The sequence below is a fragment of the Achromobacter veterisilvae genome, assembly GCF_900496975.1.
Lineage (GTDB): Bacteria > Pseudomonadota > Gammaproteobacteria > Burkholderiales > Burkholderiaceae_B > Achromobacter > Achromobacter veterisilvae.
In genome coordinates this window covers 1-20,514 of the sequence record NZ_UFQC01000063.1, presented here as the reverse complement: position 1 = coordinate 20,514, position 20,514 = coordinate 1, and the positions used below count along the sequence as shown (strand labels likewise).

General features: G+C 68.4%; 27 protein-coding genes. 1 reads left to right on the top strand and 26 read right to left on the bottom strand.

All coding sequences use genetic code 11. The annotated features are described in order from the left end of the window. Positions 1-42 precede the first annotated feature (42 nt). A complete protein-coding gene (locus AVE30378_RS30995; RefSeq protein ID WP_244235188.1) occupies positions 43-1,044 on the top strand; it encodes a trypsin-like peptidase domain-containing protein in 1,002 nt (333 codons plus the stop codon). Here AVE30378_RS30995 and AVE30378_RS30990 read toward each other — a convergent pair. The 26 genes from AVE30378_RS30990 to AVE30378_RS30865 all read right to left on the bottom strand — a co-directional run. Next, positions 1,041-1,451, bottom strand: coding sequence for a helix-turn-helix domain-containing protein (locus AVE30378_RS30990; RefSeq protein WP_129246806.1), 411 nt, complete (start codon positions 1,449-1,451; stop codon positions 1,041-1,043). The two genes, AVE30378_RS30995 and AVE30378_RS30990, sit on opposite strands and share 4 nt — an antisense overlap. Before the next feature lie 76 nt (positions 1,452-1,527). After that, entirely contained in the window at positions 1,528-2,319 is a 792-nt protein-coding gene (gene tatC / locus AVE30378_RS30985) for a twin-arginine translocase subunit TatC (protein ID WP_129246804.1), read from the bottom strand. Next, a complete protein-coding gene (gene tatB, locus AVE30378_RS30980) occupies positions 2,316-2,831 on the bottom strand; it encodes a Sec-independent protein translocase protein TatB (protein WP_129246802.1) in 516 nt (171 codons plus the stop codon). Before tatB ends, tatC begins: the two co-directional genes overlap by 4 nt. Before the next feature lie 72 nt (positions 2,832-2,903). Continuing rightward, positions 2,904-3,131 (bottom strand): Sec-independent protein translocase subunit TatA, encoded by a 228-nt coding sequence (gene tatA, locus AVE30378_RS30975; protein WP_043545046.1) that lies wholly within the window; start codon positions 3,129-3,131, stop codon positions 2,904-2,906. Positions 3,132-3,145: 14 nt separating this feature from the next. Next, positions 3,146-3,514 (bottom strand): histidine triad nucleotide-binding protein, encoded by a 369-nt coding sequence (locus tag AVE30378_RS30970; RefSeq protein WP_129246800.1) that lies wholly within the window; start codon positions 3,512-3,514, stop codon positions 3,146-3,148. A gap of 16 nt (positions 3,515-3,530) precedes the next feature. After that, positions 3,531-3,881: a phosphoribosyl-ATP diphosphatase gene (locus AVE30378_RS30965; protein ID WP_129246798.1), complete on the bottom strand. Its 351-nt coding sequence runs from the start codon at positions 3,879-3,881 to the stop codon at positions 3,531-3,533. Beyond that, the gene (gene hisI, locus AVE30378_RS30960) at positions 3,878-4,282 is read right to left on the bottom strand and encodes a phosphoribosyl-AMP cyclohydrolase (protein WP_129246796.1); all 405 of its coding nucleotides are present in this window, start codon (positions 4,280-4,282) and stop codon (positions 3,878-3,880) included. Before hisI ends, AVE30378_RS30965 begins: the two co-directional genes overlap by 4 nt. A gap of 197 nt (positions 4,283-4,479) precedes the next feature. Further along, the gene (hisF, locus tag AVE30378_RS30955) at positions 4,480-5,298 is read right to left on the bottom strand and encodes an imidazole glycerol phosphate synthase subunit HisF (RefSeq protein ID WP_129246794.1); all 819 of its coding nucleotides are present in this window, start codon (positions 5,296-5,298) and stop codon (positions 4,480-4,482) included. Beyond that, on the bottom strand, positions 5,295-6,035 hold the full coding sequence (gene hisA, locus AVE30378_RS30950; RefSeq protein WP_129246792.1) for a 1-(5-phosphoribosyl)-5-[(5-phosphoribosylamino)methylideneamino]imidazole-4-carboxamide isomerase: 741 nt from the start codon (positions 6,033-6,035) through the stop codon (positions 5,295-5,297). Before hisA ends, hisF begins: the two co-directional genes overlap by 4 nt. A gap of 56 nt (positions 6,036-6,091) precedes the next feature. Beyond that, positions 6,092-6,787 carry an imidazole glycerol phosphate synthase subunit HisH gene (locus AVE30378_RS30945; protein ID WP_129246790.1) on the bottom strand — a complete coding sequence of 232 codons (696 nt, stop codon included), beginning with the start codon at positions 6,785-6,787 and terminating at the stop codon, positions 6,092-6,094. 33 nt (positions 6,788-6,820) lie between these two features. Next, positions 6,821-7,408, bottom strand: a complete 588-nt coding sequence (gene hisB, locus AVE30378_RS30940; protein WP_129246788.1) for an imidazoleglycerol-phosphate dehydratase HisB — start codon at positions 7,406-7,408, stop codon at positions 6,821-6,823. Between the two features lies 1 nt (position 7,409). Beyond that, complete coding sequence (gene hisC / locus AVE30378_RS30935) at positions 7,410-8,516, bottom strand: histidinol-phosphate transaminase (protein ID WP_129246786.1); 1,107 nt, start codon at positions 8,514-8,516, stop codon at positions 7,410-7,412. Further along, complete coding sequence (gene hisD, locus AVE30378_RS30930; RefSeq protein WP_129246784.1) at positions 8,513-9,817, bottom strand: histidinol dehydrogenase; 1,305 nt, start codon at positions 9,815-9,817, stop codon at positions 8,513-8,515. Before hisD ends, hisC begins: the two co-directional genes overlap by 4 nt. A 49-nt stretch (positions 9,818-9,866) precedes the next feature. Next, entirely contained in the window at positions 9,867-10,541 is a 675-nt protein-coding gene (gene hisG, locus AVE30378_RS30925) for an ATP phosphoribosyltransferase (RefSeq protein WP_129246782.1), read from the bottom strand. Beyond that, positions 10,538-11,809 carry a UDP-N-acetylglucosamine 1-carboxyvinyltransferase gene (gene murA, locus AVE30378_RS30920; RefSeq protein ID WP_129246780.1) on the bottom strand — a complete coding sequence of 424 codons (1,272 nt, stop codon included), beginning with the start codon at positions 11,807-11,809 and terminating at the stop codon, positions 10,538-10,540. The genes hisG and murA overlap by 4 nt, the downstream gene beginning before the upstream one ends. Next, the gene (locus tag AVE30378_RS30915) at positions 11,809-12,054 is read right to left on the bottom strand and encodes a BolA family protein (RefSeq protein WP_043545032.1); all 246 of its coding nucleotides are present in this window, start codon (positions 12,052-12,054) and stop codon (positions 11,809-11,811) included. The genes murA and AVE30378_RS30915 overlap by 1 nt, the downstream gene beginning before the upstream one ends. A gap of 5 nt (positions 12,055-12,059) precedes the next feature. Beyond that, positions 12,060-12,872, bottom strand: a complete 813-nt coding sequence (locus AVE30378_RS30910) for an ABC transporter permease (protein WP_129246778.1) — start codon at positions 12,870-12,872, stop codon at positions 12,060-12,062. Next, positions 12,869-13,678, bottom strand: a complete 810-nt coding sequence (locus tag AVE30378_RS30905) for an ABC transporter ATP-binding protein (protein ID WP_129246776.1) — start codon at positions 13,676-13,678, stop codon at positions 12,869-12,871. The genes AVE30378_RS30910 and AVE30378_RS30905 overlap by 4 nt, the downstream gene beginning before the upstream one ends. A gap of 171 nt (positions 13,679-13,849) precedes the next feature. After that, on the bottom strand, positions 13,850-14,479 hold the full coding sequence (locus AVE30378_RS30900; protein ID WP_129246774.1) for an MlaC/ttg2D family ABC transporter substrate-binding protein: 630 nt from the start codon (positions 14,477-14,479) through the stop codon (positions 13,850-13,852). A 38-nt stretch (positions 14,480-14,517) separates the two neighbouring features. After that, positions 14,518-15,318 (bottom strand): MlaA family lipoprotein, encoded by an 801-nt coding sequence (locus AVE30378_RS30895; protein ID WP_129246772.1) that lies wholly within the window; start codon positions 15,316-15,318, stop codon positions 14,518-14,520. An 80-nt stretch (positions 15,319-15,398) separates the two neighbouring features. Then, positions 15,399-15,896 (bottom strand): outer membrane lipid asymmetry maintenance protein MlaD, encoded by a 498-nt coding sequence (gene mlaD / locus AVE30378_RS30890; protein ID WP_129246770.1) that lies wholly within the window; start codon positions 15,894-15,896, stop codon positions 15,399-15,401. Positions 15,897-15,908: 12 nt separating this feature from the next. Beyond that, positions 15,909-16,697, bottom strand: a complete 789-nt coding sequence (gene mlaE, locus AVE30378_RS30885; protein WP_129246768.1) for a lipid asymmetry maintenance ABC transporter permease subunit MlaE — start codon at positions 16,695-16,697, stop codon at positions 15,909-15,911. Next, positions 16,694-17,530, bottom strand: coding sequence for an ABC transporter ATP-binding protein (locus AVE30378_RS30880; protein WP_129246765.1), 837 nt, complete (start codon positions 17,528-17,530; stop codon positions 16,694-16,696). The genes mlaE and AVE30378_RS30880 overlap by 4 nt, the downstream gene beginning before the upstream one ends. Before the next feature lie 244 nt (positions 17,531-17,774). Further along, entirely contained in the window at positions 17,775-18,836 is a 1,062-nt protein-coding gene (locus tag AVE30378_RS30875) for an NAD(P)H-dependent flavin oxidoreductase (RefSeq protein ID WP_129246763.1), read from the bottom strand. An 18-nt stretch (positions 18,837-18,854) separates the two neighbouring features. Then, entirely contained in the window at positions 18,855-19,832 is a 978-nt protein-coding gene (locus AVE30378_RS30870; RefSeq protein ID WP_129246761.1) for a Bug family tripartite tricarboxylate transporter substrate binding protein, read from the bottom strand. Further along, a partial coding sequence (locus AVE30378_RS30865; protein ID WP_129246759.1) for a YbfB/YjiJ family MFS transporter occupies positions 19,829-20,514 on the bottom strand: 686 nt, incomplete at its 5' end. The genes AVE30378_RS30870 and AVE30378_RS30865, both read right to left, overlap by 4 nt.

The following is a 20,514-nucleotide window of genomic DNA, read 5'->3' as shown; positions in this document are numbered from 1 at the left end:
CAGGCCGCCACGGCGGCGGCCAGGCCGCCCGCCGGGCGCGCCTTGGCGACGGTGTCCTACGCCGACGGCGTGGCCCGCGCCGCGCCGTCCGTGGTCAACGTATACACCACCAAGCACGTGAACGTGCCGCTGATCCCGCTGCCCGACGACCCGCTGCTGCGAGAGCTGTTCGGCCAGGTGCCGGGCGTGACGCGGCGCCAGGCGTCGACCAGCCTGGGTTCCGGCGTGATCGTGAACCAGGACGGCTACGTGCTGACCAATTACCACGTCGTGCAGGCGGCCGACGCGATCGAGGTCGCCCTGGCCGATGGCCGCCGCGACGCCGCCAAGGTGGTGGGCGCGGACCCCGACACCGATCTCGCGGTGCTCAGGCTGGCCACCTTGCGCGCCGTGCCCGCCGCCACGCTGGCGCCCGACCGGGGCCTGCGCGTGGGCGACGTGGTGCTGGCCATCGGCAATCCGTTCGGCGTGGGGCAGACCACGACGCTGGGCATCGTGTCGGCGCTGGGCCGCAATGGCCTGGGGCTGAATACCTACGAACATTTCATCCAGACCGACGCGGCGATCAATCCGGGCAATTCGGGCGGCGCGCTGATCGACGCCGCGGGCAATCTGGTCGGCATCAATACCGCCATCTATTCCGAATCCGGCGGATCGATGGGGATCGGCTTCGCCACGCCCATCGAGATCGCGCGCAAGGTCATGGACGAGATCGTCAAGACCGGCGGGGTCAAGCGCGGCTGGCTGGGCGTGGAGCCGCAGGACGTGACGCCGGAACTGGCGCGCGCGTTCGACCTGGACCGCGATACGACGGGCGTGATCATCGCCGGCGTGATGCGCGATGGGCCCGCCGCGCGCGGCGGCCTGCGCGTGGGCGATATCGTGCAGTCGGTCAACGGCAAGCGCATGGCCGACACCAGCAGCCTGCTGTCGGAGATCGCGCAGTTGCCGCCGGGCCAGCGCGCCACGCTGGGCATCCTGCGCGGCGGCAAGCCGGTGGAACTGGCGGTGGTGGTGGGCACGCGCCCGGGCAAGCCGCGCTAGGAACTGCCCGCATTGACCGGGGTTTCGCGGGAGGCCTGGGGCGCGGCGGCGCCCTGCAGCATCAGGCGGACCGCCAGCAGGACCGTCTTCTTGGTGCTTTCGGGCTGTTGCCGCAGCAGCGCCCGGATTTCGGCGCAATAGCCGTCGGAGGCATCGTCGGGGTGGCAGGCGCCGCCGGTTGCGGCGGCGGCCGCGCAGGGCGCCACGCCGTCGGTCAGCCACGGCACGCTGGTATCCAGCGCGCGGGCCAGCCGCAGCAGGGTGGCCCGCGATGGCGAGTAGCGGTCTTCGCGCGTGAGGATCCGGTGGATGCAGGACTGCGGCACGCCGGAGATGCGCGCCAACTGGTTCTGGCTTTTGATGCCGCGCCACCGCATCAGGGTGTGCAGGCGTTGGGCAAGTGACATGGCTGCAATTTAGGATTGCGGCCAGCGGCTTACAACGTGAAACGGTCCTGCTTGCGCGCAGGACCGCCAGGGAGCGCTATCGGCGTTCGGTCAGGGAGTCCGACGCCTCTTCGTCCGCCGCGTCCGGCTTGGGCGTGACCATGCGGGCGCAGACCAGCCCGATTTCGTAGAGCAGGCACAGCGGCACGGCCAGCATGAACTGGCTGACCACGTCGGGCGGCGTGACGACGGCGGCGATGATGAACGCGCCCACCACCACGTAGCCGCGGGCGGACTTCAGCTTGGACAGTTCGACCACGCCCATCTTCACCAGCAGCACGACCGCCACGGGCACTTCGAAGGTGATGCCGAACGCCATGAACATGGTCATGACGAAGCTGAGATAGGCCTCGATGTCGGGCGCCGGCGTGATGGACTGCGGCGCGAACGTGGCGATGAAGTGGAACACCGTACGGAACACCACGAAATAGCAGAACGCCATGCCCGCGATGAACAGAAGGGTGCTGGAAATGATGAGCGGCAGCGCCAGGCGCTTTTCGTGCTTGTACAGCCCGGGGGCCACGAAGGCCCAGGCCTGGTACAGCACCACGGGCAGCGCCACGATGAAGGCGGCCATCATCGTGACCTTGACGGGCACCATGAACGGCGTGATCACGCCGGTGGCGATCATGCGCGTGCCTTCCGGCAGCGAGGCGAGCATGGGCTGGGCCAGCACGTCGTAGATGGCCGACGCGCCGGGGTAGATGAACAGCACGATGAACACGCCGACCACCGCGGCGACGGCGCGCAGCAGCCGGGTGCGCAATTCGACCAGGTGGGAGATGAAGGTCTCCTGCTGGCCTTCTTCTTGGGAGGCGTCCTGGGTCACGTCGGTGTTCCGGAGGGCGAGACGGGCTTGGCCTCGCCGGCCTCGGGCGCGCTGGGCGCCGGGGCGGGTTGCGGGGCGGCGGCGGGCGCGGGCTCGGCTGCCGGGGGAAGGTCCAGGTCCAGGTTGTGGTTCTGGCCGGGCGGGGCGATCGTGCGGGCCGGTTCGGCCGGCGCGTCCGCGGCGGTCTCCGGCTCTGCCTTGCCGCTGGCGGCGCGGGCGACTTCGTCGAGTTCCGCGCGGAACTGCTGGACCGGTTCCTGGAGCGAGGCTTGCGTTTCGTTCAGGGAGCTTTGCACGCCCTGGGCGGCGTCTTCCATTTCGCTCTTGAATTTGCGCAGTTCGTCGAGTTCGATTTCGCGCTGGATATCGGACTTCACGTCATTGACGTAACGTTGCGCGCGCCCCAGCAGGTGGCCGACGGTGCGGGCCACCTTGGGCAGGCGTTCGGGTCCGATGACGATCAAGGCGACGACGCCGATCACCATCAGTTCAGTGAGGCTGACATCAAACATTCGACGGCCGCTTGGAAGTTGATGCGATGAGGGCCTGCCCGGTCAGGGCGGGCCCGGGAGGCAGGCGGGGGCTCAGGAGTTGGATTTTTCCTTGGCCTGCACGTCGATGGTTTCGCCGGAGACGCGCTGCTGCGCGATCGGTTCCGCGGGCTTGTCGCTGTTGGCTTCCTTCATGCCTTCCTTGAAACCCTTCACCGCTCCGCCGAGGTCCGAGCCGATGTTGCGCAGCTTCTTGGTGCCGAAAATCAGCGCCACGATGACCAGGACGACCAACCAATGCCAAATGCTGAAACTACCCATGATGTTTCTCCGAATTACGCGGTGGGGGCCACGCGCCCTTTCCAGGGGCGCGAGCCGCCGATGATGTGGAAATGCAGATGAGGGACTTCCTGGCCGCCTTCGACGCCAGAGTTGACCATGATGCGAAATCCGCCATCGGGGCCCGGGCGGCAGCCATTCTCGGCGGCGAGCCGCGGGGCCAATGTCATCATTCTACCCAACCAGCCTGCGTCCTCGGCCGTAATATCCTGCATGGATGTGACATGACGTCGAGGGATCAGCAGCAAATGCACCGGCGCGGCGGGATTGATGTCGTGGAACGCAACGAAATCCTCGTCTTCATAGACCTTCTTGGACGGGATGTCGCCAGTGGCGATCTTGCAGAAGATACAGTTGTCGCTCATATCCGGGTTTCCGTGGTCAGTCTTGCGGGCGGCTCGCTTTTTCCGCCAGTCCCGACAGCCCTTCGCGGCGGGCCAGTTCGGCCAGCACGTCTTCGGGACGCAGGTTGAAGTGGGTCAGGGCGACCAGGCAATGGAACCACAGGTCGGCGGTTTCGCTGACGATGCGGTCCGGCACGCCGTCCTTGGCGGCCATGACCAGCTCCGTGGCTTCCTCGCCGATTTTCTTCAGGAAGGCGTCCGGCCCCTTGGCCAGCAGCTTGGCGGAATAGGAGGCCTTGGGGTCGCCGCCGTTCTCGGGGCGGCGGGTTTCCAGGGTGTCGGCGATGCGCGCCAGGATCTCGGCGGCGCTTGCGGCGTGGTCGGTCATTTGTAGATCAGTTCAGGGTCTTTGAGCACGGGGTCCACCGTGACCCAGGCGGCCTGGCCGGTCTGGCCTTCCAGGCGGCGGTAGAAGCAACTGGCGCGGCCGGTATGGCAGGCGATGCCGCCTTCCTGGTGCACCTTGAGCAGGATCACGTCGCCGTCGCAGTCCAGGCGCAGTTCGTGCACTTGCTGCACATGGCCGGATTCCTCGCCCTTGCGCCACAGGCGCTGGCGCGAACGCGACCAGTACACGGCGCGGCCGGTGGCCGCGGTTTCGGCCAGGGATTCACGATTCATCCAGGCCACCATCATGATCTGGCCGTTGTCGGCGTCCTGCGCGATGGCGGGAATGAGGCCGTCGGCGTCGAAGACGACGTCGGCGATCCAGGCGGGTTCGTTGCTCATTTCTCTATCCATAGTCCCGCGCGCAGCGCCCAAAACCAGCGCGGCGCGATCCATAATCTTACGGCAATACATTGTTGCACGCGCCACCGCCCCGCAAACAACCGCTGCCGCTCAAGTGGGGCCGCACGGATCCGGGCTCCGCCGGTCCGTCGCGGCGCCCCCCTGGGGGGGAAGCGCCGAAGGCGCTTCGGGGGGGGTCACAACCTTACAGGGATGCCCTGTTCAGCCATGAACCGCTTGCATTCGCCCACGGTATGCTGGCCGAAGTGGAAGATGCTGGCGGCCAGGACCGCGCTGGCGCGGCCGGCGGTGACGCCGTCGGCCAGATGTTGCAGCGTGCCGACGCCGCCCGAGGCGATGACGGGCACCGGCACCGCGTCCGAGACGGCGCGCGTGAGTTCCAGGTCGAAACCGGACTTGGTGCCGTCGCGGTCCATGCTGGTCAGCAGGATTTCGCCCGCGCCATAGGCCGCCATGCGGCGCGCCCAGACCACCGCGTCCAGGCCGGTGGCCTTGCGGCCGCCGTGGGTGAAGACTTCCCAGCGGGCGGGTTCGCCCGCGGCCGACACGCGGCGCGCGTCGATCGCCACCACCACGCACTGCGAGCCGTGGTAGTCCGAGGCGGCGCGGACCAGGTCCGGATTGGCCACGGCGGCGCTGTTGATGCTGATCTTGTCGGCGCCGGCGTTGAGCAGGCGCTGGATGTCGGACACCTGGCGCACGCCGCCGCCCACCGTCAGCGGGATGAAGACCTGCGAGGCCACCTGTTCGATGATGGGCAGGATCAGGTCGCGGCCGTCGCTGGTGGCGGTGATGTCCAGGAACGTGAGTTCGTCGGCGCCCTGCTCGTTGTAGCGGCGGGCGATTTCGACGGGGTCTCCCGCGTCGGCCAGGTTCACGAAGTTCACGCCCTTGACCACCCGCCCGGCGGTGACGTCGAGGCAGGGGATGATGCGGCGGGTCAGTCCGTTCGCCGCGGGCGCGGCGGCGCCGGAGGTGCTGCTGGAGAGGGTCATTTTGCCAATTCGTCGGCGCGGGCCTGCGCCGACCGGAAGTCGAGCGTGCCTTCGTATATGCTGCGGCCCAGGATGGCGCCTTCGACGCCCTCTTCTTCGACGGCGCACAGGGCTTCGATGTCCTGGATGCCGGCGATGCCGCCCGAGGCGTAGACGGGGATGCGCACGTGCTGGGCCAGGCGGACCGTGGCTTCGACGTTGACGCCCGACAGCATGCCGTCGCGGCCGATGTCGGTGTAGATGATGGCCTCGCAGCCGTAGTCCTCGAACTTCTTGGCCAGGTCCAGCACGTCGTGGCGGGTCAGCTTGCTCCAGCCGTCGGTGGCGATCTTGCCGTCGCGGGCGTCCAGGCCGACGATGATCTGGCCCGGGAAGGCGCCGCAGGCGTCCTGCAGGAAGCCGGGGTTCTTGACGGCGGCCGTGCCGATGATCACGTAGGAAATGCCGGCGTCCAGGTAGCGCTCGATGGTGTCGAGGTCGCGGATGCCGCCGCCGATCTGGACGGGGATGTCGTCGCCGACGGCGTCCAGGATCGCCTTGATGGGGGCTTCGTTCTTGGGTTTGCCGGCAACGGCGCCGTTCAGGTCGACCAGGTGGAGGCGGCGGGCGCCTTGGTCCAGCCAGCGGGCGGCCATGGCGGCGGGGTCTTCAGAGAACACCGTTGCATCGTCCAGGTCGCCCTGGCGCAGACGCACGCAGCGTCCGTCTTTGAGATCGATGGCGGGGATCAGCAGCATGGTGGGCAGCGAGAAAAATAATGGTTGAATGGGCGGGCGGCCGCGAGCCGGGAAAGCTACGGCTGCCAGTCTACAAAATTGCGATACAGGCGCAAACCGTGCTCGGCGCTCTTTTCCGGGTGGAACTGCACCGCGAAAATGTTAGCTGCCGCCACCGCGCAGGTAAAGGCAAGACCATAATCGGTTTCACCGACGGTCAGGCCGGGATCCGCTGGATCGGCGTAGTAACTATGGACGAAGTAGAAGTGCGTTTCGTCCGGAATGCCGGCCCAGATAGGATGAGAGCGCGTCTGGCGGACTTTGTTCCATCCCATGTGAGGCACCTTGAGGAGCTCGGGGCGGGTGTCGGCCGGGCCCGCGCCGCCGGTATCGGCCAGGCAGGCGTCATCGGCCGCCAGCGGGTCCGCGAAGCGCGGGCCCGAGAAGCGGCGCACCACGCCGGGGAACAGCCCCAGGCAGGACGTGCCGCCTTCTTCGCTGGAATCGAACAGCATCTGTTCGCCCACGCAGACGCCCAACAGGGGCTTTTCGCGCGCGGCGCGCACCACGGCTTCGCGCAGCCCGGATTCATTCAGGGTGCGCATGCAGTCCGCCATGGCGCCCTGCCCGGGAAACACGACGCGGTCGGCCGCGGCGATTTCCTGGGGCTGGTTGCAGATGCGGATGTCGGCATCGGGGGCGGCGTATTTCAGGGCGCGGGCGACGGAATGGAAATTCCCCATTCCGTAGTCGACGATGGCGATAGTGGTCACTTCTTTCTGCCTGGATCGGTGGGATCGCGAACGTTACAGCACGCCCTTGGTGGAGGGCACGGTGTCGCCCATGCGGGGGTCGACTTCCAGGGCCATGCGCAGGGCGCGGCCACAGGCCTTGAAGACCGTTTCCGCCTGGTGGTGGGCGTTGACGCCGCGCAGGTTGTCGATGTGCAGCGTGATCAGGGCATGGTTGACCAGGCCCTGGAAGAATTCGCGGGTCAGGTCCACGTCGAAATCGCCGATGCGGGCGCGGGTGAACGGGATGTGGTATTCCAGGCCGGGACGGCCCGAGAAGTCCACCACCACGCGCGACAGGGCTTCGTCCAGCGGCACGTAGGCGTGGCCGTAGCGGCGCAGGCCGGCCTTGGTGCCGGCCGCTTTCGCGATGGCCATGCCGAGCGTGATGCCCACGTCTTCCACCGTGTGGTGCGCATCGATGTGCAGGTCGCCCTCGGCCTTGATGTCGAGATCGATCAGGCCGTGGCGCGCGATCTGGTCCAGCATGTGGTCCAGGAAGGGCACGCCGGTGTCGATCGTCTGCTTGCCGGTGCCGTCGAGGTTGACGGCCACGCGGATGCGGGTTTCGTTGGTGTTGCGGGTGATCTCAGCGGTACGCATGTTAAGCACTCAGAATCTCTTGCAGGGCGGATAGCAAGGCGGCGTTTTCAGCCGGGGTGCCCACCGAGATGCGCAGGCAATTGGCCAGTAGCGGATGGGCGTTGGAGAAGTTGCGAATCAATATTTTGCGCGTTTTCAGCGCAAGATGCACGGCGTTGCCGTCCAGCTTGCCGGAAAAGCGGGCGAGTACGAAATTCCCCGCGGAAGGGAATACCCGCACCCCGGGCAACCGGGCCAGGGCGGCGGCCAGCGGTTCGCGGTCGGCGCGCAGCCGCGCGGCCTGTTCGTCCAGCACGGCCTTGTGGCGCAGCACGGCCGACAGGGTGGCCTGGGTCAGCACGTCCAGATTGTAGGGAGGGCGGACTTTGTCCAGTTCCGCGATCCAGGCGGGGTGGCCGGCCAGGTAGCCGAAGCGCAGGCCGGCCAGGCCGATCTTGGACACCGTGCGCATGACGACCGTGTTGGGCGCGTCCAGCACCCGGGGCATCCAGGTGCTGCCGGCGAAGGGCTGGTAGGCCTCGTCCAGCACCACCAGCCCGGGGGCGGCGTCGATGATGGCCTGGATCGCGCCGTCGGGCCACAGGCCCCCGGTGGGGTTGTTGGGCACGGCCAGGAACACCACCTTGGGCTGGTGCTCGCGGATGGCGGCCAGTATGGCCGGCAGGTCCAGCTCCAGGTCTTCGGTCAGCGGCACGCCGACGAAGCGGGCATGGTCGAAACGCGCCGCCATGTCGAAGTACACGAACGAAGGCCACGGCGACAGTATGGCGTCGCCGGGATTGCAGCAGGCCTGCACGATGAGGTGGATGAGCTCGTCCGAGCCGTTGCCGAACAGCACGTCCGCCGCTTCCGGGACGCCGAAGGCCGTCTTGACGGTGCCTCGCAGCGCCGACAGGTCGGCGGCGGGGTAGCGGTTCAGCGGCGTATCGCGCACGGCGCGGGCGATGTCCTCGCGCACCGCCTCCGGCAGCTCGTAGGGGCATTCCATCGCGTCCAGCTTGATGCAGCCTTCGGCGTGGGCCACCGGATAGGCGGCCAGCCCGCGGATGTCCGCCCGGACGGTGCCGGCGATGCGGCCGGCGATGCTTGCCGCCGGGGCAGGGCTCATGGCTTGTCGACCCGGTACTGGGCGCTGGCGGCGTGCGCCTGCAGGCCCTCGCCCAGCGCCAGTTCGGCGGCGATGCGGCCCAGGGTCTGCGCGCCCTGGTGCGAGACCTGGATCAGGCTGGAGCGCTTCTGGAAGTCGTAGACACCCAGCGGCGACGAGAAACGGGCCGTGCGCGAGGTCGGCAGCACGTGGTTCGGGCCGGCGCAGTAGTCGCCCAGGGCCTCGGAGCTGAAGCGCCCCATGAAGATCGCGCCGGCGTGGCGGATCTGCGCGGTCCATTTCTCCGGATGCTCGGTGGAGATCTCCAGGTGCTCGGGCGCGATGTCGTTGGCGATGCGGCAGGCTTCTTCCAGGCTTTCGACCAGGATCAGCGCGCCGCGGTTGGCCAGGCTGACCCGCAGGATGTCGGCGCGCGGCATCGTGGGCAGCAGGCGTTCGATGGCGGCCTGGACTTCTTCGATGAAGGCGGCGTCCGGGCACAGCAGGATGGACTGCGCGAGTTCGTCGTGCTCGGCCTGCGAGAACAGGTCCATGGCGATCCAGTCGGCCGGCGTGTTGCCGTCGCAGATGACCAGGATTTCGCTGGGGCCGGCGATCATGTCGATGCCGACCACGCCGAACACGCGGCGCTTGGCGGCGGCGACGTAGGCGTTGCCCGGGCCGACGATCTTGTCGACGGCCGGCACGGTGGCGGTGCCGTAGGCCAGCGCGCCCACGGCCTGCGCGCCGCCGATGGCGAACACGCGGTCCACGCCGCCGATGGCGGCGGCGGCCAGCACGATGGGATTGCGCGCGCCGTCGGGCGTGGGCGTGACCATGATCAGTTCCTGCACACCCGCGACCTTGGCCGGGATGGCGTTCATCAGCACCGACGAGGGGTAAGCCGCCTTGCCGCCGGGCACGTACAGGCCCACGCGGTCCAGCGGGGTCACCTGCTGGCCCAGCATCGTGCCGTCCGCCTCGGTGTAGGTCCAGGTCTCGGCGCGCTGGCGCTCGTGGTAGCCGCGCACGCGGTCGGCGGCGGCTTCCAGGGCGTTGCGCTGGGCGGCCGGCAGCGCGGCCAGGGCCGCATGCCAGTCGGCCTTGGGAATCTCCAGCGTGCCGGCGGACGCGCCGGGCATGCGGTCGAAGCGCTGCGTGTATTCCACCAGGGCGGCGTCGCCGCGGGCGCGCACGTCGGCCAGGATGCCGGCGGCGGCGCGGTCGATGGACTCGTCCTCGGCGGCCTCGAAGGCCAGCAGCTTGGACAGGGCGGATTTGAATCCGGGATCGCGGGAGTCGAGACGATTGATCAGGGCCATGGCGTCATGGTGCAGGTAACGGCCGCCGCGGCGTCGCGGCGGGCGGGGGTCAGGCGTTGCGGGAGGCGGCTCTTTCGAAGGCGTCCAGCAGCGGTTGCAGGCGGGCGCCGCGGGTTTTCAGCGCCGCCTGGTTGACGATCAGGCGCGAGGAGATCGGCATGATGTCCTCGACCGCGACCAGGTCGTTGGCGCGCAGCGTGCCGCCGGTGGACACCAGGTCCACAATGCAGTCGGCCAGGCCGACCAGCGGCGCCAGCTCCATCGAACCATACAGCTTGATGATGTCGACGTATACGCCCTTGGACGCAAAGTGTTCACGGGCTGAATGCACGTACTTCGTGGCCACGCGCAGGCGCGCGCCCTGGTGGACGGCGCCCTCGTAGTCGAAGCCGTTGCGCACGGCCACGGCCAGGCGGCACTTGGCGATGTTCAGGTCGATCGGCTGGTACAGGCCGCCGGGCTGTTCCTTGGCGTGCTCGATCAGCACGTCCTTGCCCGCGATGCCCAGGTCGGCCGCGCCGTACTGCACGTAGGTGGGCACGTCCGAGGCCCGCACGATGATCAGGCGCAGGCCAGGGTCGCTGGTCGGCAGGATCAGCTTGCGCGAGCTTTCCGGATTCTCGGATACCTCGATGCCGGCCTCGGCCAGGAGGGGCATGGTTTCTTCGAAAATGCGCCCTTTGGACAGAGCCAGGGTCAGGGGCCTGACGGGGGAATCGCTCATGCTGCCTGTTCCTTGCCGGTGACGCGTTGAATGTTTGCGCCGAGGGCGCGCAATTTCACTTCCATCTGGTCGTAGCCGCGATCCAGGTGGTAGATGCGGTCGACCAGGGTATCGCCCTCGGCGGCCAGGCCGGCGATGACCAGGCTGGCAGAGGCGCGCAGGTCGGTGGCCATGACGGTGGCGCCCGACAGGCGCCGCACGCCGCGCACTACCGCGGTGTGGCCGTCGATGTCGATGTCCGCGCCCATGCGGCGCAGTTCCTGCACGTGCATGTAGCGGTTTTCGAAGATCGTTTCGACGATGACCGAGGTGCCGTCGGCCACGGCGTTCAGCGCCATGACCTGGGCCTGCATGTCGGTGGCGAAGCCCGGGTACTCGTGCGTGCGGAACCCCACGGCGCGGGGGCGCGAGGACATGGCGCCGCGGATCCAGCCGGGGCCGGTTTCGATGGCGACGCCGGCCTCGGCCAGCTTGTCCAGGGTGGCGCCGAGGATGTCGGCGTCGGTGTTGCGCAGGACGATGTCGCCGCCGGCCGCGCCCACGGCGCACAGGAAGGTGCCGGCTTCGATGCGGTCGGAGATGACGCGGTGTTCGGCGCCATGCAGGCGGTCCACGCCGTCGATCACGATGCGGTCGGTGCCGTGGCCCTGGATGCGGGCGCCCATCTTGATGAGCAGTTCGGCCAGGTCCACCACTTCAGGCTCGCGCGCGGCGTTTTCCAGCACGGTCTGGCCTTCGGCCAGCACGGCGGCCATCAGCAGGTTCTCGGTGCCGGTGACGGTGACCATGTCGGTGCGGATGGAGGCGCCCTTCAGGCGCTTGGCGCGCGCCACCACGAAGCCGTGCTCGATGCTGATGTCCGCGCCCAGCGCGGCCAGGCCCTTGATGTGCTGGTCCACCGGGCGCTGGCCGATGGTGCAGCCGCCGGGCAGGCTGACGCGGGCCTCGCCGAAGCGCGCCACCAGCGGGCCCAGCACCAGGATGGAGGCGCGCATGGTCTTGACCAGGTCGTACGGGGCTTCCAGGTTGTCGACTTTGTCGGCCTGGAGCGTGACGATGCCGTCCGCGCCGCGTTCCGCGCGCACGCCCATGCGGGCGAGCAGGCGCAGCATGGTGGCCGTGTCGTTCAGGTGCGGGACGTTGGACAGGGCCAGCGTGTCGGCCGTCAGCAGGCTGGCGCACAGGATCGGCAGGGCCGAGTTCTTGGCGCCGGAGATGGAGATCTCGCCGTGCAGCGGCGAGCCGCCGGTGATGCGCAGTTTGTCCATTACTGTCCTGCCTGCCGGTATTCGTCGGGCGTCAGCGTGCGCATGGAGAGCGCATGGATCTCGGCCTTCATGCGGTCGCCCAGCGCGGCATAGACCAGTTGATGGCGCTGGATGAGGCGCTTGCCTTCGAAGGCCGCGCTGACGATGACGGCGTCGAAGTGGGAACCGTCGCCTTGCACGTCGAGATGTTCACAGGGCAGGCCGTCCGCGATGTACTGGCGGACTTGCGCGGGAGTGGGAAGCATGGACGTCAATTCCTGAGTTTGTAGCCGCTGGCCAGGAGCCGCAGCGCATAGAGCGATAGCGCGAGGAACACCCCCGTCACCACCGCCAGGCTGCGCCAGGGGGAGACGTCCGACACCGAGAAGAATCCGTAGCGGAAACCGTCGATGGTGTAGAAGATGGGGTTCCAGTGGGATACGCCCTGCCAGAAGGCGGGAAGCGTATGGATGGAATAGAACACGCCGGAGAGGAAAGTCGCCGGCATGATCAGGAAGTTCTGGAAGGCGGCGAGCTGGTCGAATTTCTCGGACCACAGGCCCGCGATCAGGCCCAGCACGCCCATGATGCCGCAGGCCAGCACCGCGAACGCGGCCAGCCACAGCGGATGCGCCGGAACCAGCGGCACGAAGCACAGCGCCACCGCCCAGACGCACAGGCCGACCGCCAAGCCGCGGACGATCGCCGCCAGCACGTAGGCGCCGAAGATGTCGCGGTGCGACAGCGGCGGCAGCAGCATGAAGACGAGGTTGCCCGTGATGCGGCTCTGGATGAGCGACGACGACGGGTTGGCGAACGAGTTCTGCAGCATGCTCATCATCATGAGCCCGGGGATCAGGAACGCCGTGTACGGCACGCTGCCGTACACCATGACGCGCCCTTCCAGCACGTGCGCGAAGACCAGCAGGTACAGCAGCGCGGTGATGACCGGCGCGGCGATGGTCTGGAAGCTGACCTTCCAGAAGCGCAGCAGTTCCTTGCGCAGCAGGGTAGGAAAGCCGGAGCCCGCGTCCAGGCGGGGCTGCACCAGCGGCTGGCTGGCGCTCGCGAGGGGCTGGGTCATGACGAGATCTCTTCGGGTTGCAGGGCCGCCACGGCGGGTTCGTCCTGGTGCATGATGCGGACGAACGCGTCTTCCAGGTCAACGCCGCCCACGCGGGCCAGCAGGGCCTGGGTGGTGTCCAGCGCCACGATGCGCCCGCCCTTGAGCATGGCGATGCGGCCGCACAGCGCTTCGGCTTCTTCCAGGTAGTGGGTGGTGAGCATGATGGTGTGGCCGGCCCGGTTCAGGCGCGAGATGAATTCCCACAGCGTGCGGCGCAGGTCCACGTCCACGCCCGCGGTCGGCTCGTCCAGCACGATCACGGGCGGGCGGTGCACCAGCGCCTGCGCCACCAGCACGCGGCGCTTCATGCCGCCGGACAGCGCCCGCATATTGGCATTGGCCTTGTCCGCCAGCCCCAGGTTGAAGAGTATTTCGTCGATCCAGTCGTCGTTCTTGCGCAGGCCGAAATAGCCGGACTGGATGCGCAGGGTCTCGCGCACCGTGAAGAACGGGTCGTAGACCAGCTCTTGCGGCACCACGCCCAAGGCGCGCCGGGCCGACTTGTAGTCGGCCACGACGTCGTACCCACAGACGGTGGCGCGGCCCGAGGTCGCGTGCGCCAGCCCGGCGAGGATCGAGATCAGGGTGGTCTTGCCGGCGCCATTGGGACCCAGCAGCCCGAAGAACTCGCCGTGTTCGATCTCCAGGCTGACGTTGTCCAGGGCCTGGAAGCTGGATTCGGGCGCGCGCCCGAGCAGCTTCCGCCAGCCGCTTTGGCGCGGGGAGTAGATCTTGGAGACGTTTTCTAGACTGACGGCGGACATGACGGGGGGAAGTGGCCCGAAAAGAGCGAATCGCTCATTATATAAGCGCGCCGCGGCGGGAAGCGCCGATGGCCCCGGCGCCCGTAGGGATCGGCGCCCTATCCGTCCCTGAAATAATCGGCCCGGCGGGCCTCTGGGGGCGCGCCGGGCCGGGACAGCCGGTGACGGGGATCACTGATTGCGCTGGTTCAGCGCCTGGATCAGGCCGTCGATGCCGTTCTGGTTGATCTGCTGCGCGAACTGGTTGCGGTAGTTCTCGATCAGCCAGATGCCCTCGACGTTCATGTCGTAGATCTTCCAGCCCTGGGCGGTCTTTTCCAGGCGGTAGTCGACGCCCGTCGGCTGGCCGTTGGGCTGGCTGATGAGCGTGCGCACGACGACGTCGTCGGACTTGGGGTCGCCGCGGAACGGCAGGGTGCGGACGGTGGTGCTGGTCGTGACGCGGGTCAGCGCGCCGCTGTAGGTGCGCACCAGGGTGCCGCGGAAGGCCTCGGCCAGGGCCGTCCGCTGCTGTTCGTTGGCCTGGCGCCAATAGCGGCCGGCGGCCAGGCGGGTGGTCTTCTGGAAGTCGACGTAGGGCAGGATGTGGGCGTTGACGACCTCGTTGATGCGGGCGGTGTTTCCGGCCTTGACGGCGCCATCCGCCTTGAGCACATCGAGGGCTTCATTGGCCGCGGCCAGTACGAACTGGTCCGGAGGGCCGTTGGGATCGGGCTTGGTCTGCGCGGCGGCGGAGGCGGCGAGGCCCAGCAGGCCCGCGAAAACCAGCCGTTGCAACAGGGAAACAAGGGAAATTCGCATCAAAACTCCTTACTCGTACTGATGGCGCGGTCCCGCGCCTACTTGGCAGCGGGTTGGGGCGCGGGCGCGGCGGGGGCGGCGGGCGCGGCGTCGTCCTCGTCATCTTCGTAGTTGGGCAGCGACGATTCGTCGTCCACCTTGTGGCCCAGCACCATGGCGGCGCGGCGCTGCAGGTAGGCGTCGCGAACGAAGCTGTACGGATCGAGCGCCACGCGGTCGACCGTATCGGTCGCATCCAGCAGGCTGGCGCGGGTATCGACCACGCGCAGGCCCCACAGCGAATTGCGCAGGCGGACGTTGTCGATGGCGTCCACGCCCATGTAGCCGTAGGTCGTGCCGGCGTAGTCGCCGACCAGGCCGGCGCCGTCGCGCACGGTGGACGAGCCGAAGAACGGCAGCACCAGGTACGGGCCCTGGCCCAGGCCCCACACGCCCAGCGTCGTGCCGAAGTCGTTCGGGATGCGGCGCGCGCCATTGGCCGAGGCGACGTCGAAGCAGCCGCCCACGCCCATGGTGGTGTTGAACAGGAAGCGGCCCAGCGTGTTGACGAAGTCGTGGCCGCGGCCCTGCAGGAAGCTGTTGGTGCCGGACCAGAGGTCGCCGACGTTGCTGAAGATGTTGTGCACGCAACTGCGCACCGGTTCCGGCGTGACGAAGGTGTACGCCTGCGCCACCGGCTTGAAGACGGCGCGGTCGACCGTGTCGTTGAACTTGTAGATGCCCCGGTTGAAGCCTTCCCAGGGATCGCGGGGATCCGGATTCTGGGGGGCGGCACAGCCTGCCATCAGCGCGCCAGCGGCTGCGGCGACGGCAATCCGGGAAATCGCTTTCTTATTCATGATCGGGGCATCCGTATCCATAATTCTTATGCTGTTGCGTACGCGGGACGGGGTTTGTTGCCGCGTCTTGCGCATGGTCTTCAATTTGGCGTCTTCGCGGCGGGTTCCGGCGAGGTCGTGCCCTGCTTCTCCGCCGAACCATACAGGAACTGGCTGATTAGCTGTTCAAGGACGACGGCGCTCTGCGTGTAGCGGATCTTTCCGCCGTCGGCAAAGTTCTCTTCGTCGCTGCCCGCGGTCAGGCCCAGGTACTGTTCGCCCAGCAGGCCCGACGTCAGGATGGATGCCGACGTGTCCTTGGGGAACTGATAGGCCGTTTCCAGCTTGACCGACACGATTGCCTGGAAGGTCTTGTCGTCGAACGAAATGCCGTCGACCCGGCCCACCACGACCCCGGCGCTCTTGACGGGCGCGCGCACCTTGAGGCCGCCTACGTTATCGAAGTTGGCCGTTACCGTATAGGTCGGGGCGAAAGAAAAAGTGCTCAAGTTGCCGGCGCGCAACGCCAGGAATGCCAGCGCGACCGCGCCCAGCAATACGAACAGGCCTACCCAGAAGTCGGTTTTTTCGCGTGACATGATCGATCCGTATCAATTTCCAAACATCAAGGCGGTGAGCAGGAAGTCCAGCCCAAGCACCGCCAGGGAGCCCACGACGACCGTGCGCGTAGTGGCGCGGGCGACCCCTTCGGGCGTGGGCTTGGCCTGCCAGCCTTCGTAAAGCGCGACCAGCGTCACCGAGACGCCGAACACCACGCTCTTGATGACGCCGTTGGCCACGTCTTTCCAGACGTCCACGCCGTTCTGCATCTGCGACCAGAAGGCGCCGGCGTCCACGCCGATCATGATCACGCCCACCACCCAGCCGCCCAGGATGCCCACCATGGAGAACACCGCCGCCAGGATGGGCATGGCGATGATGCCGCCCCACAGGCGCGGCACCAGCACGCGGCGTATCGGGTCCACGGCCATGACTTCCATGGCCGCGAGTTGTTCGCCGGCCTTCATGAGGCCGATCTCGGCCGTGAGCGAAGTGCCCGCGCGGCCGGCGAACAGCAGCGCCGTGACGACGGGCCCCAGTTCGCGCACCAGCGACAGGGCCACCAGCAGGCCCAGGGCCTCCTCGGAGCCGTAGCGGTTCAGCGTGTAGTAGCCCTGCAGCCCCAGCACGAAGCCCACGAACATGCCGGACACGGCGATGATCAAGAGCGAATAGTTGCCGATGAAATGGACCTGCTGCGACACCAGGCGGGGGCGCGACAGCACGATGCCGCTGCGCGCCAGCATGGCGCCGAAGAACCGGGTGAAGTAGCCGATGCCGGAGACCCGGGTGCGCACCCAGCCGCCCAGCGCGCCGATGGTGTTGCGGGATCCGCTCATGCCTTGCGCCCCTTCTGTTGCGAAAGCCACTTCTGGAAAGCGGGCGTTTCGGGATACTGGAACGCGACGGGGCCGTCGGGCTCGCCCTTGAGGAACTGCAGCACGTAGGGGTCCTGCGAGGCCGACAGCGTTTCCGGGGTGCCGGCCGCGGCAAGCTTGCCCTGCCCCACCAGGTACACCCGGTCCGCGATGGAGAACGATTCCTGCACGTCGTGCGTGATCAGCACCGACGCGCAGCCCAGCCGGTCGGCCAGGCTGCGGATCAGGCGGGCGGTGATGCCCAGCGAGATCGGGTCCAGCCCGGCGAACGGCTCGTCGTACAGGATGAGCTCGGGTTCCAGCACCACGGCGCGGGCCAGCGCCACGCGCCGGCCCATGCCGCCCGAGATTTCGGAGACTTTCAGGTGCGCGGCGGCGCGCAGGCCCACGGCGTCGAGCTTGTCGAGCACGCGCTCGGTCACTTCCGCTTCTTCGAGCCGGGTGTGCTCGCGCAGCGGGAAGGCCACGTTCTCGAAGACGTTCAGGTCGGTGAAGAGCGCGCCCTGCTGGAACAGCACGCCCATGCGCGTGCGCAGCGATTGCAGTTCGGCCGGGGTGGCGAGGGCCACGTCCTGGCCGAAGGCCAGCACGCGCCCCTGCTGCGCGGTGAGCTGGCCGGTGGCCGCCCGCAACAGCGTGGTCTTGCCCGAGCCCGAGCCGCCCATGATGGCGACCACCTGGCCCGCGCGCACATCCATGGAGATATCGCGCAGGACGGTGAAATCGCCGTAGCCGAGCGCCACGCCTTCCAGGCGCAGGGCGAATTCCGGGGTGCTGCTTGTTTGAGCGGGCATGGGCAACGAACGGGTGTTTCGGCGGCGGAGCTTGCCCTGCTGTCCGGCCGGTGCGCCTGGCTCTTGCAAGGGCCGGCGCAGGCTGGACAGGCGGCGTCGGGAAGCGCCCTGTTACTCATATGCCGGGGACGAAGGCGGGCCTTGGCTCCCAGCGGCGAGGCGCCATTGTAGCCCGACGCTCTGTAATCACAACGCGACGGGCCGCCCGTGGAACAGTGTTTTCGGTGCGGGGAACAATCCCGGCTCAGCGGCGCGCCCGCGCCGCCGCCGTTTCCCGGGCCAGCCGCGCGATCAGATCGGCGGTGGTTTCGCGCCGGGCCAGGGGCGCGCCCTGGCCGGCCCACAGGGACAGCACGTGGATGTTGCCCGCCTTGCCGCCCGCCGTGCGCATCGGCCGCGTCAGGGCGTTCTGCAGGGGGTACGGCAGGATGTCGGCCGCGATGGCGTCGGCATCCCGCATGAACGCGTTCTCGATGCCGCGGGCCGGGCGGCCGGAAAATGCCCGGGTCACGCGCGACTGCTCGGCCCGCGAGGCGGGCAGCACCGCCTTGTAGGCATCGCCGATACCAGACTCGTCCGTGGTCAGGAAGGCCGTCCCCATTTGTGCGAGGTTGGCGCCCAGGGCCAGGGCGGCGGCGATGCCGCGCCCGTCCATGATGCCGCCCGAGGCGATGACCGGCACGGAGACCGCGTCGGCCACCTGCGGCACCAGGGCCATGGTGCCGATCAGCGATTCCTCGAACTCGCCCAGGAACGTGCCGCGGTGCCCGCCGGCCTCCGCGCCCTGCGCGACGACGGCGTCCACGCCGTCCTGTTCCAGCGCGACCGCCTCGCGCACCGTGGTCGCGGTGCCCACGGTCAGGATGCCCAGTTCGCGGCAGCGCGCGAGCGCCTCGGCGGGCATGCGGCCGAAGGTGAAGCTGAAAACGGCCGGGCGCGCCCGCAGGACCGCCTCGATCTGTTCCGGCAGCGGGTCGGGCTGGGGGACGGGTTCGGCGGGCGCGGCCAGGCCCAGTTGCTGGTGGTAGCGCGCCATCAGCGCCAGCATGCGGCCGGCGTCGCCCCGCATGGCTTCCTGCGGAACGGACGCGAACAGATTGATGGCGAACGGGCGTTCGGTGCGCGCGCGGATCGCCCGCGCCGCGGCCTCGATCTGTTCGGGGCTCAGGTAGGCCGCCCCGAGCGAGCCCAGGGCTCCCGCTTTCGATGCCTCGGAGACCAGTTCCACCGTCGTGGCGCCGCCGGCCATGGGCGCCTGGACGATGGGATGGAGCAGCTTGAGCAGATCGATCGGACGGGAAGCCATGGGATTACTCCTGGAAGGTTATTGAAGCTGGATGTTCCCAGCCTTGATGACGTGCGCCCACTTCTCGGTCTCGCTCTTGATGAAGGCGGCGAATTCCTCGGGCGTGCCGCCGCCGGCCTGGCTGCCGGTGTCCGCGATCGCCTTCTGGACGTCGGGCTCCTTCAGGATGCGGTTGAACTCGGCGTTGAGCTTGGCGATGATCGGCGCGGGCGTACCGGCCGGGGCGACGATGCCCTGCCAGTTGTACGACTCGAAGCCCGGCAGGCCCGATTCGGCCATGGTCGGGACGTCGGGCAGCACGTCCAGGCGCTTGGCCGACGTGACCGCGATCGGGTGGATTTTCTTGCCCTGGATGGCCGGCAGCGCCGAATAGCCCATTTCGAACATCATCGAGATATGGCCGCCCATGAGGTCGGTCGCGGCCAGGCTGCCGCCCTTGTACGGGACGTGGACGATGTCGATCTTGGCCTGTTCGCGGAACATCTCGCCGGACAGGTGGTGCGCGCCGCCCACGCCGGACGAGCCGAAGGACAGCTTGCCGGGCTGCTTCTTGGCTTGCGCGATCAGGTCCGCCAGCGTCTTCACGGGCAGTTCGTTGTTCACGCTCAGCACCAGCGGGCTGTTTTCGATCAGGATGACCGGCGCCAGGTCCTTTTGCGGGTTGTAGGGCATTTCCTTCATCAGCGACGGATTGACCGCCATCGGGGCCAGGTTGCCCGTGCCGATGGTGTAGCCGTCCGGAGCCGCCTTGGCGATGAGGTTGGTGCCGACCACGCCGCCCGCGCCCGCCTTGTTCTCGACCACGATGGGCTGGCCCAGCGATTCGCCCAGCTTGCGCGCCAGCAGGCGCACGCGGGTGTCGGCGAAGCCGCCCGGCGCGTAGGGCACGATCATGGTGATGGGCTTGGCCGGCCAGTCGGCGGACTGGGCTTGGGCGGCGCCGCTGAAGGCGGCGGCGGCCGCGAGGGCGGCGATAAGGGGACGCAACGGTTTCATGCTGGGAACTCCTCTTTCTGCTTTCTAGTGGAACAGCCCTGCGGGCCGATCGCATTATGCCCAGCGTCCCTGCGATCTGTCGTGATTTTTCCCAAGCGCCATGCCGAAAGCGCCAGCAGCGCCGCGCTGCCCGCCAGCACCTGCGGCAGGCCCGCGCCCCAGCGCGTTGCCCACGATGCCAGGAGCGGCCCCAGGATCTGGCCCGCGGCGAAGGCCGCGGTCATGATGGCGGCCGCGCGGGGAGCCGCCGCGCCGGCCCCGCGCCGGGCGGCCAGCATGCCCGCCTGGGTGATCACCATGAAGGTGCCGCCCACCAGCAAGGCGGCCAGGATCACGGCGGCGATGTGGTGCCAGACCGCCACGGCCAGCATGCCCAGGGCCATCAGGGCCTGGGCGCCGCGCCAGACCCGCCGGTCGTCGCGGCCGCGGGCCAGCCGCGGGACCAGCAGGCAGGACGCCGCCGCGGCCAGCCCGAACAGCGGCCAGGCCCAGCCGAAGACCGCCGGGTCCGGGATGATTTCCTTGGCCATTGCCGGCAGGAAGGTGGCGGGGACGATGTAGCCCACGCCGAAAATGCCGTAATGCAGGGCCAGCCGCAGCATGCCGGGCGGCAGGCCGGCGGACGGCGCCTCCGCGGCGCGCGGCGGGACGGGCGCGGGAGATCGGAAGAGCACACCGTCTG